Raw genomic sequence first — 15117 nt, 5'->3', positions numbered from 1 at the left:
TGGAAGGGACCAGTATACCCGCTGGCTGCAAGATATACAGTACGAAACGGGGTTGTTTCGGGAAAATTGGGAAATTAGGCCTGCAGGCCTGCGCCTTCAGGCGCTCTGACCGCTGATTATGCGCGCACGCTAGCGCATGGAGAGATGCAAAAACTGGCCGTCCGCGTCAAAAGAGCAGACAAAGCCCTCTTTACGCGCAGTATTGCCCCGCATCTCATAGCTTCCCTGATAGCGCTCCAGGCCGGTGACGGTAATCTTCTGCACGTCCGAGTTATAGCGGCGTGCGGCCTGGTCCTTGCAGAGTGATTCCATATTCAGTGAACGTTCCGGGCTAATTTTGCCCTGCTGCGCTTTTTGCACAGGTGCTTCTGGCGAACCACTGCATCCTGCAAGCGTAAGCAGCAGAGCGAGCGTCATCACGCGCTTGATCATCATTTTTATTACCGCCCTGGCCTGTGGCTGTTATTTTTAATATCACTGCTTTTATAGATTACGGTTTGGCATTCTGCGAATCTCATTGCTTCCGTGCAAGTTTACGCAACAAAAGTCAGATTTTTCTAACGGAAAGCTTACGCACTCTGGTGGTCACACTGTTTTTACAAGGAATACAGGGGAACTGATGCAGTCAAAAATTAGCTGGATTGATAACCTGCGGGGCATAGCGTGCCTGATGGTGGTGATGATCCATACCACGACCTGGTATGTCACTAACGCCCACAGCATCAGCCCTGTTAACTGGGGCATCGCGAATATTCTTAACTCTGCCTCCCGCGTGAGCGTGCCGCTGTTCTTTATGATTTCAGGCTTTCTTTTTTTTGGCGAACGTAGCGCCCAGCCAAAACACTTCATTCGCATTGCGTCATGCCTGGCGTTCTACAGCGCCGTCGCGCTGCTTTACATCGTCCTGTTCACCTCAATCAACGCCGAGTTAAGCCTTAAAAATCTTCTGCAAAAACCGGTGTTCTACCACCTGTGGTTCTTCTTCGCCATACTCGTTATTTATCTGGTTTCGCCTCTGATCCAGGTAAAAAACGTTAGCGGCAAGATGCTGCTGGCGCTGATGGTGGTGATTGGCATCGTGGCTAACCCCAATACCGTTTCGCAGAAAATAGACGGCTTTGAGTGGCTGCCGGTAAATCTCTACATCAACGGCGATACCTTTTACTACATCCTCTACGGCATGCTGGGGCGTGCGATCGGCATGATGGACACCCGCAGGCGCGGGATGAACTGGCTGTGCGGAGCGCTATGTGTCCTCGCCGTGGTGGTCATATCGCGTGGGACGCTGCACGAGCTGCAGTGGCGCGGCAACTTTGCCGATACCTGGTATCTCTATTGCGGCCCGATGGTCTTTATCTGCGCCGTGTCGCTGCTGACGCTGGTAAAAAATACGCTGAACGAGCGCCCTCTTCCGGTACTGGCGTTCGTCTCACGCCACTCTCTGGGCATTTATGGTTTTCATGCGCTGGTGATCCACGCGCTACGCACGCGAGGGGTGGAGCTGAAAAGCTGGCCCGCGCTGGATATCGTCTGGATTTTCACCGCTACGCTGGCCGTCAGCCTGCTGCTGTCGATGCTGCTGCAAAAAATCGATACGCGCAGGTTTGTAAGCTAGCCAGTGGAACGGGGCGTTGTAGGCCGGGTAAGCGCAGCGCCACCCGGCGGATATTTATGACATCAGCGGCAAAAGCTGCTGATAAACGTTGCGGAAAACAACACGTCTTTCTGCGTAGCGAGCATGATTTTTCGCGTCAGGAGTGTGCTGCTGTTCAAGCGGTAACTGTGGCAAAAGCGAGCGCAACGGCCTATCAGGGTTCATCGCAATCTGCGCCAGCCGCGCCGCGCCAAGGGCTGGCCCCACGTCGCCGCCGGTGCGGTAATCAAGCTGCAGGCCGCTAATATCCGCCAGCATCTGCCGCCAGTACGGGCTTCGCGCGCCGCCGCCAATTAGCGTGATGCTGGACGGCTTCAGGCCACAGTCATGCACCACGTCCATACCGTCTGCCAGCGCATATCCCACACCTTCAAGCACCGCACGCGCCAGCTCCGCCGGACCGTGCTGGTGCGTTAAGCCAAAGAACACGCCTTTTGCCTCCGGGTTGTTATGCGGCGTGCGCTCGCCGGAAAGGTAAGGCAAAAACCAGACGGCACCCGCACCTTCATCCGCATGCTGTGCCGCGGCGATAAGCGCCGGAACATCGTCCATGCCGGTAAGCTTCGCCGCCCAGTCAAGGCACGATGCCGCACTCAGCATCACCGACATCAGGTGCCATTTGCCCGGCAGCGCATGGCAGAAACTGTGTACTGCGCTTTCAGGATTGCTGCGATAGCCATCGCTCACCGCAAAGTAAACCCCGGAGGTCCCGAGCGAAAGCATCGCCTGACCGGACTCAACCATGCCTACGCCAACCGCCCCCGCAGCGTTATCGCCACCACCCGCCACCACCGGCACGGCGGGCATATTCCAGCGTTCAGCAATGGATGGCTGTAGCGTCCCCGTTATCTCGCTGCCTTCGAAAAGCGTAGGCATATGGTCGCGGGTCAGCTGGCATGCTTCCAGCATCGCCTCGCTCCAGTCGCGCTTCGCTACGTCGAGCCACATCGTGCCCACCGCGTCAGACATATCGCTGGCGAAATCGCCCGTCATGCGAAAACGCAGATAATCTTTTGGCAGCAGCACCTTCGCAACCTGCCGGAAAACCTCCGGTTCGTGGCGCTGCACCCACAGAAGTTTAGGCGCCGTGAAGCCGGGCATCATCAGGTTGCCGGTAATATCACGCGAGTTCGGTACGCTCGCCTCAAGGATGGCGCACTCTTGCGCGCAGCGGCCGTCGTTCCACAGGATAGCCGGGCGCAGCACGCGATGCTGGTCGTCCAGCAGCGTTGCGCCGTGCATTTGCCCAGCGATGCCCAGCGCCTTTACGTCCCGCAGGCCGTGCTGCTCGCCTAACGCTTTCATTGCGCGGTCCGTCGCCTGCCACCATTGCTCAGGGTCTTGTTCTGACCAAAGCGGATGCGGGCGTGAAACCTGCAGCTTTTCTCCCTGCGTGGCTAACACGTCACCCTGCTCGCTTAATAAAATGACCTTAACGCCAGATGTGCCAAGATCGATCCCGATGTACATAGCGTGGATTCCTTAACTGAAAATGCCCGGTGGCGCTGCGCTAACCGGGCCTACATGCGGTTATTTATCGAACAGGTAGTGGTTGACCAGGTTCTCCAGCAGTTCCTGATGCCCGCTCTGGTGCTGCGGCGCAAGCTGATGCTGTTCAGCGTACTTCGCGATCTCGGCAAGGGATAACTGGCCTTTCAAAATTTGCTGGCCCAGCTCACTGTTCCAGCCGCCGTAGCGCTTCGCAACGCGCTTATCCAGCTCGCCGTCTTCAATCATACGGGCAGCCACCTTCAGCGCCAGCGCCATGGTATCCATTGCGCCAATGTGGCCGTAGAACAGATCGTATTTATCGGTGCTCTGGCGACGCACTTTGGCATCAAAGTTAAGCCCGCCGGTGGTAAAGCCGCCCGCTTTGATGATTTCGTACATCACCAGCGCGTTCTCCTCCACGCTGTTCGGGAACTGGTCGGTATCCCAGCCCAGCTGCGGGTCACCGCGGTTTGCGTCAACCGAACCGAAGATCCCTAACGCGATAGCAGAGGCGATTTCATGGTGGAACGAGTGGCCCGCCAGCGTCGCATGGTTAGCCTCAATGTTCACCTTGATCTCTTTTTCCAGGCCAAACTGCTTCAGGAAGCCGTAAACGGTCGCCACGTCATAGTCATATTGATGTTTGGTTGGCTCCTGCGGCTTCGGTTCAATCAGCAATGTGCCGCGGAAGCCGATTTTGTGCTTATGGTCGACCACCATCTGCATAAAGCGGCCAATCTGCTCGCGCTCCTGGCGCAGGTCGGTGTTCAGCAGGGTTTCATACCCTTCACGGCCGCCCCACAGGACATAGTTTTCGCCGCCCAGCTGGTGCGTTGCGTTCATCGCCGTCACCACCTGCGTGGCCGCCCAGCTGAACACTTCCGGGTCCGGATTGGTTGCCGCCCCTGCGCCATAGCGCGGGTTGGTAAAACAGTTTGCGGTACCCCACAGCAGCTTCACGCCGCTTTCCTGCTGTTTTGCCGCCAGCACGTCCACCATCTGGGCAAAGTTATTCAGGTACTCTTTCAGCGATGCGCCTTCCGGTGAGACATCCACATCGTGGAAGCAGTAGTACGGCACGTTCAGCTTGTGGAAAAATTCAAACGCCACATCCGCTTTCCGCTTCGCCAGCTCAATGGCCTCACCCGGCTGCTGCCACGGACGATCGAAAGCGCCAACACCGAACATATCCGCACCGTTCCAGCAGAAGGTATGCCAGTAACAGGCGGCGAAGCGCAGATGGTCTTCCATGCGTTTACCCAGCACCCGCTCATCCGGGTTGTAATGACGGAAGGCTAAGGGATTGGTCGTTTTCGGGCCTTCATAACGAACGCGATCGAGTTGGTCGAAATAAGCTTGCATATTGAGCTCCATAATCAAGAGATGCGGCGGGTAGTCGATACTGGAGTAATAGTGAATAGACATTCCAGCTTGCTCAATTACGTTATTTCACACTGCTATTGAGAGAATGCACAACTGTGCGCTGGCTCGCAAAATAATGTGCGAGAAAACTTTTTCTCGGGGCTTATTCCAGAATCAAATGTAATTAGTACGTTACGCATTTTAAAATCCGATCGCGGTCATAAATTGAGAAATAAACCAAATATCGTAACGAGAAGATAAAAATCTGTAATTGCCAGCAGGACTTTCCACGTTAAAAATTTGCTGCGTCTCAGCAGTAAATGTTTCTTTTATCTCAGCAACACATATCCCTACAAAAAGGCACAATAATTATGAAGATAAAGAACTTAACCCTTACGCTCTGCACGACTCTCCTGCTCGCAAGCTTTGCCGGTCACGCCAAAGAGGTCAAAATCGGCATGGCGATTGACGACCTTCGCCTGGAACGCTGGCAAAAAGATCGCGATATTTTTGTTAAAAAAGCGGAATCACTCGGGGCGCAGGTCTTTGTACAATCGGCCAACGGCAACGAAGAAACGCAAATGTCGCAAATTGAAAATATGATCAACCGCGGCGTCGACGTGCTGGTCATTATCCCTTACAACGGCCAGGTGCTCAGTAACGTTGTAAAAGAAGCCAAACAGGAAGGAATAAAAGTTCTGGCTTACGATCGCATGATTAATAATGCCGACATCGATTTTTATATTTCCTTTGATAATGAAAAAGTCGGTGAACTTCAGGCTAAAAGCCTGATCGACAAGGTTCCTCAGGGAAATTATTTCCTGATGGGCGGCTCCCCGGTGGATAACAACGCAAAATTGTTCCGTGAAGGCCAGATGAAAGTGCTTAAGCCGTATATCGACGACGGAAAAATTAAGGTGGTCGGCGATCAGTGGGCAGACGGCTGGCTGCCGGAAAATGCGCTGAAAATTATGGAAAACGCGCTGACCGCCAACAATAACAAAATCGATGCCGTCGTGGCCTCTAACGATGCGACAGCTGGCGGTGCCATTCAGGCGCTCAGCGCACAAGGCCTTGCGGGGAAAGTGGCGATATCAGGTCAGGATGCCGACCTCGCGGGCGTGAAGCGCATTATCGCAGGCACGCAGACCATGACGGTGTATAAGCCGATTACCGAGCTTGCCAATACGGCTGCGGAAATCGCCGTCGAGCTGGGAAATGGCCAGCAGCCTAAAGCGGATTCCACCCTTAATAACGGCCTGAAGGACGTTCCGGCTCGCCTGCTTACCCCGATTGAAGTCAATAAAGAGAACATTGACGCCACCGTGATTAAAGACGGTTTCCATAAAAAGAGTGAACTGTAATCCAGCGCCGCCCCTGCAGAGCGGGGGCGCATCGACCAGCCCGGTATTTTCCTTCGGTCACGTGGAGCAGTTATGCCTTATTTACTTGAAATGAAAAGTATCACCAAAGCCTTTGGCGCGGTGAAAGCCGTCGATAACGTGAGCCTGCGCCTGAACCCCGGCGAAGTGGTATCGTTATGCGGTGAAAATGGTTCCGGTAAATCGACGCTGATGAAGGTGCTCTGCGGCATTTACCCTTACGGCAGCTATGACGGTGAAATCGTTTTTGCTGGCGAAGTGATTCAGGCTTCGCACATCCGCGATACCGAACGCAAAGGTATCGCCATTATTCACCAGGAGCTGGCGCTGGTGAAACACCTCACCGTTCTGGAGAATATTTTCCTCGGTGCTGAAATTTCACGCCACGGCGTGCTCGATTACGACACCATGACGCTGCGCTGCGAAAAGCTGCTGGCGCAGGTCAGCCTTGCTATTTCCCCCGACACCCGCGTGGGCGATCTCGGCCTCGGCCAGCAGCAGCTGGTTGAAATCGCTAAAGCGCTAAATAAACAGGTGCGTCTGCTGATCCTCGATGAGCCGACCGCCTCGCTCACCGAGCAGGAAACCGCCGTTCTGCTTAACATCATCCGCGATCTGCAAAACCACGGTATCGCCTGCATCTATATTTCGCACAAGCTTAACGAAGTGAAGGCCATATCTGACACCATCTGCGTGATCCGCGACGGGCAGCACATCGGCACGCGCGAAGCCGCGGGCATGAGCGAAGATGACATCATCACCATGATGGTCGGACGCGAGCTGACCGCGCTTTATCCGAACGAACCACACGCAGTGGGCGAAGAGGTGCTGCGCGTGGAAAACCTGACCGCGTGGCATCCCGTTAATCGCCATATCAAACGCGTCAATAACGTCTCTTTCTCACTTCATCGCGGCGAGATCCTTGGCATCGCAGGTCTGGTCGGTGCCGGACGTACCGAAGCCGTACAGTGCCTGTTCGGCGTCTGGCCGGGACGCTGGGAAGGGACTGTTTACATCGACGGCCAGCCGGTAAAAATCAGCAACTGCCAGCAGGCCATTGCGCACGGTCTTGCCATGGTACCGGAGGACAGAAAAAAAGACGGCATCGTGCCCGTCATGGCGGTGGGCAAGAACGTTACGCTGGCCGCGCTTAATCAGTTCACCGACAGGCTGAGCAGCCTGGACGATGCGGCCGAGCAGCGGTGCATCCTGGATTCACTCGCGCGACTGAAGGTGAAAACCTCCTCTCCGGAGCTGGCCATCGGACGCCTCAGCGGCGGCAATCAGCAGAAGGCCATTCTGGCGCGCTGCCTGCTGTTAAATCCACGCATTCTGATTCTGGATGAGCCGACGCGCGGAATTGATATCGGCGCGAAATACGAAATCTACAAGCTGATTAACCAGCTTGTGCAGCAGGGGATTGCCGTCATTGTTATCTCGTCTGAATTACCCGAAGTGCTGGGCCTGAGCGACCGTATTTTGGTCATGCACGAAGGCAAGCTAAAAGCCAACCTGACCAACCAGGGCCTGACCCAGGAAAAGGTCATGGAAGCCGCATTAAGGAGCGAACGCCATGTCGAAAAGCAACCCGTCTGATATCAAAGCCGCTGTCCCGACGCCCGGCGCGTTTTCGGGACTTAAAGCGCTAAACCTGCAGGTTTTCGTGATGATTGCCGCCATCATCGTCATCATGCTGTTTTTCACCTGGATGACGGACGGCTCGTATCTGAGCGCCCGCAACGTCTCTAACCTGCTGCGCCAGACCGCGATCACCGGCATTCTGGCCGTGGGGATGGTTTTCGTCATTATCTCTGCGGAGATTGACCTCTCGGTGGGGTCGATGATGGGCCTGCTCGGCGGCGTGGCCGCGATATTCGACGTATGGCTTGGCTGGCCGCTGCCTCTGACCATTGCCGTTACGCTGGTCCTTGGATTGCTGCTCGGCGCGTGGAACGGCTGGTGGGTGGCCTATCGCAAAGTGCCGTCGTTCATCGTCACCCTGGCGGGAATGCTGGCGTTTCGCGGCATTTTAATCGGGATTACCAACGGCACCACGGTTTCCCCCACCAGCGCCGCCATGTCGCAGATTGGGCAGAGCTATCTCTCTGACGGCGTTGGCTTTACGCTCGGGGTTATCGGGCTGATGGCCTTCGTTGCGTGGCAGTGGCGCGGGCGCATGCGCCGACAGGCGCTGGGCTTATCGTCTTCGGCATCAACCTCCGCCGTTGGCCGCCAGGCGCTCACCGCCGTTATCGTGCTGGGCGCCATCTGGCTGCTGAACGACTATCGCGGCGTGCCGACGCCGGTTCTGCTGCTCGCGCTCCTGCTGCTGGGCGGCATGTTTATGGCCACGCGCACGGCCTTTGGGCGCCGTATTTACGCTATTGGCGGCAATATTGAAGCGGCGCGGCTGTCAGGCATCAACGTGGAACGCACCAAGCTGGCGGTCTTTGCCATCAACGGCCTGATGGTTGCCATCGCGGGGCTGATCCTCAGCTCGCGCCTGGGGGCGGGTTCACCGTCTGCGGGTAACATTGCGGAACTGGATGCTATCGCGGCGTGCGTAATCGGTGGAACCAGCCTCGCAGGCGGTGTGGGCAGCGTGGCAGGTGCTGTAATGGGCGCATTTATTATGGCGTCGCTGGATAACGGAATGAGTATGATGGACGTCCCGACGTTTTGGCAGTATATCGTCAAGGGCGCCATTCTGCTGCTCGCCGTGTGGATGGATTCTGCGACCAAGCGACGGGCGTGAACACAACCTCCTCTTATTTGGGAAACAGGCCATGTTTGAAAAGCGTCACCGCATAACGTTGTTATTCAATGCCAACAAAGCCTATGACCGTCAGGTTGTGGAGGGCGTTGGGGAATATTTGCAGGCGTCGCAATCCGAGTGGGATATCTTTATTGAAGAAGATTTCCGCATGCGTCTTGAGAACATAAAAGACTGGCTGGGCGACGGGGTCATCGCGGACTATGACGACCCCGTTATTGAGCAACTGCTGAAGGATGTCGACGTCCCTATCGTGGGCGTTGGCGGCTCTTACCACGCTCCCGAGAACTACCCGCCCGTTCACTACATCGCCACCGACAATCATGCGCTGGTCGAGAGCGCCTTTTTGCACTTAAAAGAGAAAGGCGTGCATCGCTTTGCGTTTTACGGCCTGCCGGCGTCGAGCGGCAAGCGCTGGGCGGTAGAGCGCGAACATGCGTTTTGCCAGATCGTCGCGCAGGAGAAGTACCGCGGCGTGGTGTATCAGGGGCTGGAGACGGCGCCCGAAAACTGGCAGCACGCGCAAAACCGGCTGGCGGACTGGCTGCAAACGCTGCCGCCGCAAACCGGGATTATCGCCGTCACCGACGCCAGGGCGCGCCACGTGCTGCAGGTCTGCGAACATCTGCATATCCCGGTTCCGGAAAAACTCTGCGTGATCGGCATTGATAACGAAGAGCTGACGCGCTATCTGTCGCGCGTCGCGCTCTCTTCCGTGGCGCAGGGCACGCGCCAGATGGGCTACCAGGCCGCCAAGCTGCTTCACAGACTGTTAGATAACGAGGCATTACCGCTTCAGCGCCTGCTGGTTCCGCCCGTTCGCGTGGTGGAGCGACGCTCTACGGACTACCGCTCGTTAAGCGACCCGGCGGTAATTCAGGCCATGCACTACATTCGCAACAATGCCTGCAAGGGCATTAAGGTCGATCAGGTGCTGGATTCGGTAGGCATTTCACGCTCCAATCTTGAGAAGCGTTTTAAGGAAGAGGTGGGCGAAACTATTCACGCGGTCATTCACGCTGAAAAGCTGGAGAAAGCGCGGAGCCTGTTAATTTCTACGTCGCTCTCAATTAATGAAATTTCACAGATGTGCGGCTACCCCTCGCTGCAATACTTTTACTCGGTATTCAGGAAAGAGTACGACACTACGCCAAAAGAGTATCGGGAACGTCACAGTGAAGTATTGATTTAGAAAAGAAAACGCCTTCCATGAGGAAGGCGTTTTTTTATTTGAACTACATGTGCGCGGCAATTAAGCGCTGGTTATCCTGGTACATCGCAAACAAATAGTTGTTATAGCGTTGTCCCTGCGTGGAATACCCTTTCAGCTTGTGAATCATGGTGCTTGCAGTAACTTCCTGATCCGCTTTACGCAGCTGCGCGCGCGACTTGCGGAAAGAAGAGTAGGCTGGGTGCGTATTCAGATTAACCACATAGGCGTTAACTGAATCCTTCACCGATTCAAACTGGGAATAGCCTTTCACTTTACCTGGCGCATTGGTACAACGGCCTTTCATGCACTTCATGCCGAAAAGGTTGTTGTTGTTTCGCGCAAGCTTAGAGGTTCCCCAGCCGCTTTCTGCGGCTGCCATAGTGGCGACCATGCTGCCAGGAATAATATCCACGCGTTCAAGCAGCGAGTTCCACGGTACACGGCGGGTGTTACCGTTCCAGCTCACCTTATAGCGTTTGGCGATATTCTGCAGACGCTTACGTTCGGACGGCGACCAGCGGCTGTCGTACTGCTTGGAAATTAGCCAGTTACGATCTGCCGTAATCGCAGCATTTTGACTTGTTATATAAGGCATTACCGTCCGGAGAAACGCTTTTTTTCGTGGTGTCCCGGAAGGGTATTTTCGCAAATCAGGAAGTGAACTACTCTTTGCACTATTGCGAGAATACTCTTGTTTACTGCTAACCTTACTTTTACTCGTCGTCTTTATGACGTGGGCTTTCTTACTCGTTGTATCCGTGTGCGTCTTCGCAAGCACCCCACCCGAAAATGCAAGGGTGAGTAACATGAGTATCGAAGCCCCATATCGTCGAATGGGAGTCGATATCATTAGGTCTCCTGGCTGGATTTATTCATTCCAACACCTTATTTTTTTCTCGAAATTGAGAGCGGAATCTCAAATCATACCAAAAATAGACTGCAAGAGCACGTTTAGAAATAGTCCAAATCCGAAACCATGTCATCTCAAACGTGCTCATTAAAACGCCAAATCTAAAAAATTGTGTGCGATATCGCAGATAACGCTCTGGATTTGCGCGGGATCACTCATCCTTTGATGTCCTCCCGCCCGAACGCGTCAGAGGAGGATTTTTTCATTTGCAGCGGATGCCACACTGGTTAAAAATCCCGCGACAGGAAAATGGAATGAAACGCTCCACTTTGGCACTTATGCTCTTACCCGCAATGGCGCATGCCGGCTGGTCGTCGGCGGACTTTACTGCTTTCAAAAAAGACAGTGCTGGCATTTTCACCAGTACGGCAGCGCTGACGAAGGGTACCCGCCCTCTGACCCTGCGTTTTGACAACGCGTGCTGGCAGCCGGCCGATGCGATAAAACTCAACGAGATGCTGTCGCTCAAACCCTGTGAAGGTACGCCGCCGCAGTGGCGTCTGTTCCGCGACGGAGATTATCAGATGCGCATCGATACGCGCTCCGGCACGCCAACGCTCATGCTTACGGTGCAAAGCGCGGCTGAAAAACCCGTTGCGGGCGCGGTGCGCCAGTGCCCTAAATGGGACGGCAAGCCGCTGACCATTGATGTGAGCAATACGTTCCCGGAAGGCTCCGCGGTGCGGGATTTCTACAGTAAACAGATCGCCACGGTACAAAAGGGCAAAATTACCCTCCAGCCCGCGGCCAACAGCAACGGCCTGCTGCTGCTCGAGCGCGCCGAAACTGACAAACCCGCCCCCTTTAGCTGGCAAAACGCCACCGTCTACTTCGTGCTTACCGACCGCTTCGTTAACGGCGATCCGACGAATGACAACAGCTATGGCCGCCACAAAGACGGGATGCAGGAGATTGGCACCTTCCACGGCGGCGATCTCAAGGGGCTCACCAGCAGGCTCGATTATCTGGAAAAATTGGGCGTTAACGCGCTCTGGATAAGCTCTCCGCTGGAGCAGATCCACGGCTGGGTCGGCGGCGGAACGAAAGGCGATTTCCCCCACTACGCCTACCACGGCTACTACACGCAGGACTGGACGAAACTGGATGCCAACATTGGCACCGAAGACGATTTACGCCAGCTTGTCGACGAAGCGCACAGGCGCGGCATCCGCGTATTATTCGACATCGTGATGAACCACGCGGGCTACGCCACGCTGGCCGATATGCAGGAATACCAGTTTGGCGCCCTCTACCTGCAGGGCGATGAGCTGAAAAAAACGCTGGGTGAACGCTGGACGGACTGGAAGCCGGGCGCGGGGCAAAGCTGGCACAGCTTTAATGACTACATCAACTTTAGCGATAAAGCGGCGTGGGAAAAATGGTGGGGGAAAAAGTGGATACGCACCGATATCGGCGATTACGACACCCCGGGCTTTGATGATTTGACCATGTCGCTGGCGTTCCTCCCTGACCTGAAAACGGAATCGACGATGCCTTCCGGCCTGCCGAACTTTTATCAGCATAAGCCCGACACGCAGGCGAAAGCGATACCGGGATATACGCCGCGCGACTATCTGACCCACTGGCTTAGCCAGTGGGTGCGGGATTACGGTATCGACGGTTTCCGCGTCGACACCGCCAAACACGTGGAGCTTGACGCGTGGCAGCAGCTGAAGGATCAGGCAAGCCAGGCGCTGGCGGCGTGGAAAGCGTCTAACCCGGATAAAAAGCTCGACAACGCGCCGTTCTGGATGACCGGCGAGTCCTGGGGCCACGGCGTCATGCAGAGCGATTATTATCGCCACGGCTTTGACGCGATGATCAACTTTGATTATCAGGAGCAGGCGGCAAAAGCGGTGGATTGCCTGGCCGATATCGACCCGACGTGGCAGCAAATGGCGGAAAAGTTGCAGAGCTTTAACGTGCTGAGCTACCTCTCCTCGCACGACACGCGCCTGTTCCGCGAGGGCGGCCAGCGCGCCGCTGAGCTACTCCTGCTGACGCCGGGCAGCGTGCAGATCTATTACGGTGATGAATCAGCGCGTCCGTTTGGCCCAACCGGCTCTGACCCGCTTCAGGGAACCCGTTCAGACATGAACTGGGAGGAGATCGCGGGTAATCAGGCCGCGACCGTCGCGCACTGGCAGATTTTAGGCCAGTTCCGCGCCCGCCATCCGGCGATAGGCGAAGGCTCGCAAAAAACGCTGGCGCTGAAGCAAGGATACGGCTTTGTGCGCGAGCACAACGGCGATAAAGCCATGGTGGTGTGGGCGGGGAATTTCTAATTCTGTCCCCTCACCCCGCCCTCTCCCCAAAGGGGCGAGGGCGAAAAGACGGCTCCTGGCGATCCCCTCTCCCCTCCGGGGAGAGGGTTAGGGTGAGGGGCAAACTTCACCAGAACGATTCACTGAATAAATCAAAATCGACCACATAAAAATACAAATCCGACCACACCCGCCGATTTGCACCCGCACGGTGCTAACGTTATGGTTACCCACTCTCAAAATAAGCACATTAGATCACCTGCTATGACGTTTTCACTTTTCGGCGACAAATTCACCCGCCATTCAGGCATTACCCGCCTGATGGAAGATCTTAACGACGGGCTGCGTACACCGGGCGCCATCATGCTCGGCGGCGGAAATCCGGCTCAAATCCCGGAGATGAATACCTATTTCCAGACGCTGCTGGCACAAATGCTGGAAAGCGGCAAAGCCACCGATGCGCTTTGCAATTACGATGGCCCTCAGGGTAAGACCGAGCTGCTGAAACTGCTCGCCGACATGCTGCGCGAAGAGCAGGGATGGGATATCGGACCACAGAATATTGCACTGACGAACGGCAGCCAGAGCGCCTTTTTCTACTTATTCAACCTCTTTGCAGGACGCCGCGCAGACGGCACCACGCGAAAAGTCCTGTTCCCGCTGGCGCCGGAATACATCGGCTATGCGGATTCCGGCCTCGAAGAGGATCTGTTTGTTTCAGCTCGACCAAACATTGAGCTGCTGCCGGAAGGCCAGTTCAAGTATCACGTGGATTTTGAGCATCTACATATCGGCGAAGAGACGGGCATGATCTGCGTTTCGCGCCCCACCAACCCAACCGGTAACGTGATTACCGACGACGAGCTGATGAAGCTGGACGCGCTGGCAAACCAGCACGGCATCCCGCTGGTCATCGATAACGCCTACGGCGTGCCGTTCCCCGGCATTATCTTTAGCGAAGCGCGTCCGCTGTGGAACCCAAACATCGTGCTGTGCATGAGCCTCTCCAAGCTTGGCCTACCGGGCAGCCGCTGCGGGATCATCATTGCCAATGAAAAAATCATCACCGCTATTACCAACATGAACGGCATCATTAGCCTTTCCCCCGGCGGGATTGGCCCGGCGATGATGTGCGAGATGATTAAGCGCAACGACCTGCTGCGCCTGTCTAACGAGGTGATTAAGCCGTTCTACTACCAGCGCGTGCAGGAAACGATTGCTACCCTTCGCCGCTATTTGCCTGAAGAACGCTGCCTGACCCACAAACCGGAAGGAGCGATTTTCCTCTGGCTGTGGTTTAAGGATCTGCCGATCACCACCGAGCTGCTTTACCAGCGCCTGAAAAAACGCGGCGTGCTGATGGTGCCAGGCGATTACTTCTTCCCTGGCCTGGATAAACCGTGGCCGCATACGCACCAGTGCATGCGCATGAACTACGTGCCCGATCCGGATAAAATCGACGCGGGCGTGAAGATCCTGGCCGAAGAGATTGAAAAAGCGTGGCGTGAAGGCGGGCAATAACGGTTAAGCCAGGTTTCGCAGCCGTTCCGTGCGAAGTCTGGCAGGATCAATACAGCTTAGCGCGCGTGTCGGACACGCCTCTACGCAGGCGGGTCCGCCCTCGCGATGGGCGCACAAATCGCACTTCAGCGCCCGAGCGCGGTTGTCTACCCGGCGAACCTGCATCGCGCCAAACGGGCACGCCACCACGCAGCTTTTGCATCCGATACAGCGCGCCTGTTCCACCAGCCAGGCCCCGGCATGGCGGTGAATAGCCCGCGTCGGGCAAACGTTCGCGCACGGTGCGTCTTCACACTGATGACAGCCCACCGCCGTGGTATACGTATCGCCTTTAACGACCCGAATGCGGGAAGAAAGCGCCTCTGTAAAGGCGGGAGCGCCCTCCTGCATATCCTGATGTGCTACCGAGCAGGCGACTTCGCAGGTACGACATCCGATGCATTTCGCCGCATCTGCCATGATAAATCGGTTCATCCCTTCCCTCCTCATTCAGACCGTTAGGTAAGCTTGCCAGATGAGCACGCGTCGCTGCCATGATCGAAACGGC

The 15117-nt window shown here is 55.8% G+C and carries 12 protein-coding genes; 7 read left to right on the top strand and 5 right to left on the bottom strand.

Annotated elements, in window-relative coordinates; genetic code table 11:
- Positions 1-129: 129 nt before the first annotated feature.
- Positions 130-435 carry a YsaB family lipoprotein gene (locus DBY73_RS15285; RefSeq protein ID WP_112011941.1) on the bottom strand — a complete coding sequence of 102 codons (306 nt, stop codon included), beginning with the start codon at positions 433-435 and terminating at the stop codon, positions 130-132.
- Between the two features lie 184 nt (positions 436-619).
- Here DBY73_RS15285 and DBY73_RS15280 point away from each other — a divergent pair, with 184 nt between their 5' ends.
- Positions 620-1615, top strand: a complete 996-nt coding sequence (locus tag DBY73_RS15280; protein WP_112011940.1) for an acyltransferase — start codon at positions 620-622, stop codon at positions 1613-1615.
- A gap of 54 nt (positions 1616-1669) precedes the next feature.
- Here DBY73_RS15280 and xylB read toward each other — a convergent pair whose 3' ends face one another.
- Both xylB and xylA read right to left on the bottom strand, forming a co-directional pair.
- Positions 1670-3124: a xylulokinase gene (xylB, locus tag DBY73_RS15275; protein WP_112011939.1), complete on the bottom strand. Its 1455-nt coding sequence runs from the start codon at positions 3122-3124 to the stop codon at positions 1670-1672.
- Positions 3125-3184: 60 nt separating this feature from the next.
- Complete coding sequence (xylA, locus tag DBY73_RS15270) at positions 3185-4507, bottom strand: xylose isomerase (RefSeq protein ID WP_112011967.1); 1323 nt, start codon at positions 4505-4507, stop codon at positions 3185-3187.
- Positions 4508-4878: 371 nt separating this feature from the next.
- On the opposite strand from xylA, the gene xylF reads away from it, so the two are divergent.
- The 4 genes from xylF (at position 4879) to xylR (ending at position 9854) form a co-directional block, all read left to right on the top strand.
- A complete protein-coding gene (xylF, locus tag DBY73_RS15260; protein WP_112011938.1) occupies positions 4879-5871 on the top strand; it encodes a D-xylose ABC transporter substrate-binding protein in 993 nt (330 codons plus the stop codon).
- A 72-nt stretch (positions 5872-5943) separates the two neighbouring features.
- Complete coding sequence (locus DBY73_RS15255; RefSeq protein ID WP_112011937.1) at positions 5944-7485, top strand: xylose ABC transporter ATP-binding protein; 1542 nt, start codon at positions 5944-5946, stop codon at positions 7483-7485.
- Positions 7463-8644, top strand: coding sequence for a xylose ABC transporter permease XylH (gene xylH, locus DBY73_RS15250; RefSeq protein ID WP_112011936.1), 1182 nt, complete (start codon positions 7463-7465; stop codon positions 8642-8644). The genes DBY73_RS15255 and xylH overlap by 23 nt, the downstream gene beginning before the upstream one ends.
- Before the next feature lie 31 nt (positions 8645-8675).
- A complete protein-coding gene (xylR, locus tag DBY73_RS15245; protein WP_112011935.1) occupies positions 8676-9854 on the top strand; it encodes a D-xylose utilization transcriptional activator XylR in 1179 nt (392 codons plus the stop codon).
- Positions 9855-9897: 43 nt separating this feature from the next.
- Here the strand turns inward: xylR and DBY73_RS15240 are convergent, their stop codons facing one another.
- Positions 9898-10725: a protein bax gene (locus DBY73_RS15240; protein WP_112011934.1), complete on the bottom strand. Its 828-nt coding sequence runs from the start codon at positions 10723-10725 to the stop codon at positions 9898-9900.
- 314 nt (positions 10726-11039) lie between these two features.
- Here DBY73_RS15240 and DBY73_RS15235 point away from each other — a divergent pair, with 314 nt between their 5' ends.
- Positions 11040-13070 (top strand): alpha-amylase, encoded by a 2031-nt coding sequence (locus DBY73_RS15235; protein WP_112011933.1) that lies wholly within the window; start codon positions 11040-11042, stop codon positions 13068-13070.
- Positions 13071-13313: 243 nt separating this feature from the next.
- Entirely contained in the window at positions 13314-14570 is a 1257-nt protein-coding gene (avtA, locus tag DBY73_RS15230; protein ID WP_112011932.1) for a valine--pyruvate transaminase, read from the top strand.
- Positions 14571-14573: 3 nt separating this feature from the next.
- Here avtA and DBY73_RS15225 read toward each other — a convergent pair whose 3' ends face one another.
- A complete protein-coding gene (locus DBY73_RS15225) occupies positions 14574-15044 on the bottom strand; it encodes a 4Fe-4S dicluster domain-containing protein (protein WP_112011931.1) in 471 nt (156 codons plus the stop codon).
- Positions 15045-15117: the final 73 nt, after the last annotated feature.

The organism is Enterobacter sp. RIT418, assembly GCF_003057745.1.
In the GTDB taxonomy this organism is placed as follows: Bacteria; Pseudomonadota; Gammaproteobacteria; order Enterobacterales; family Enterobacteriaceae; genus Enterobacter.
This window is presented reverse-complemented; position numbering and strand designations above follow the sequence as displayed.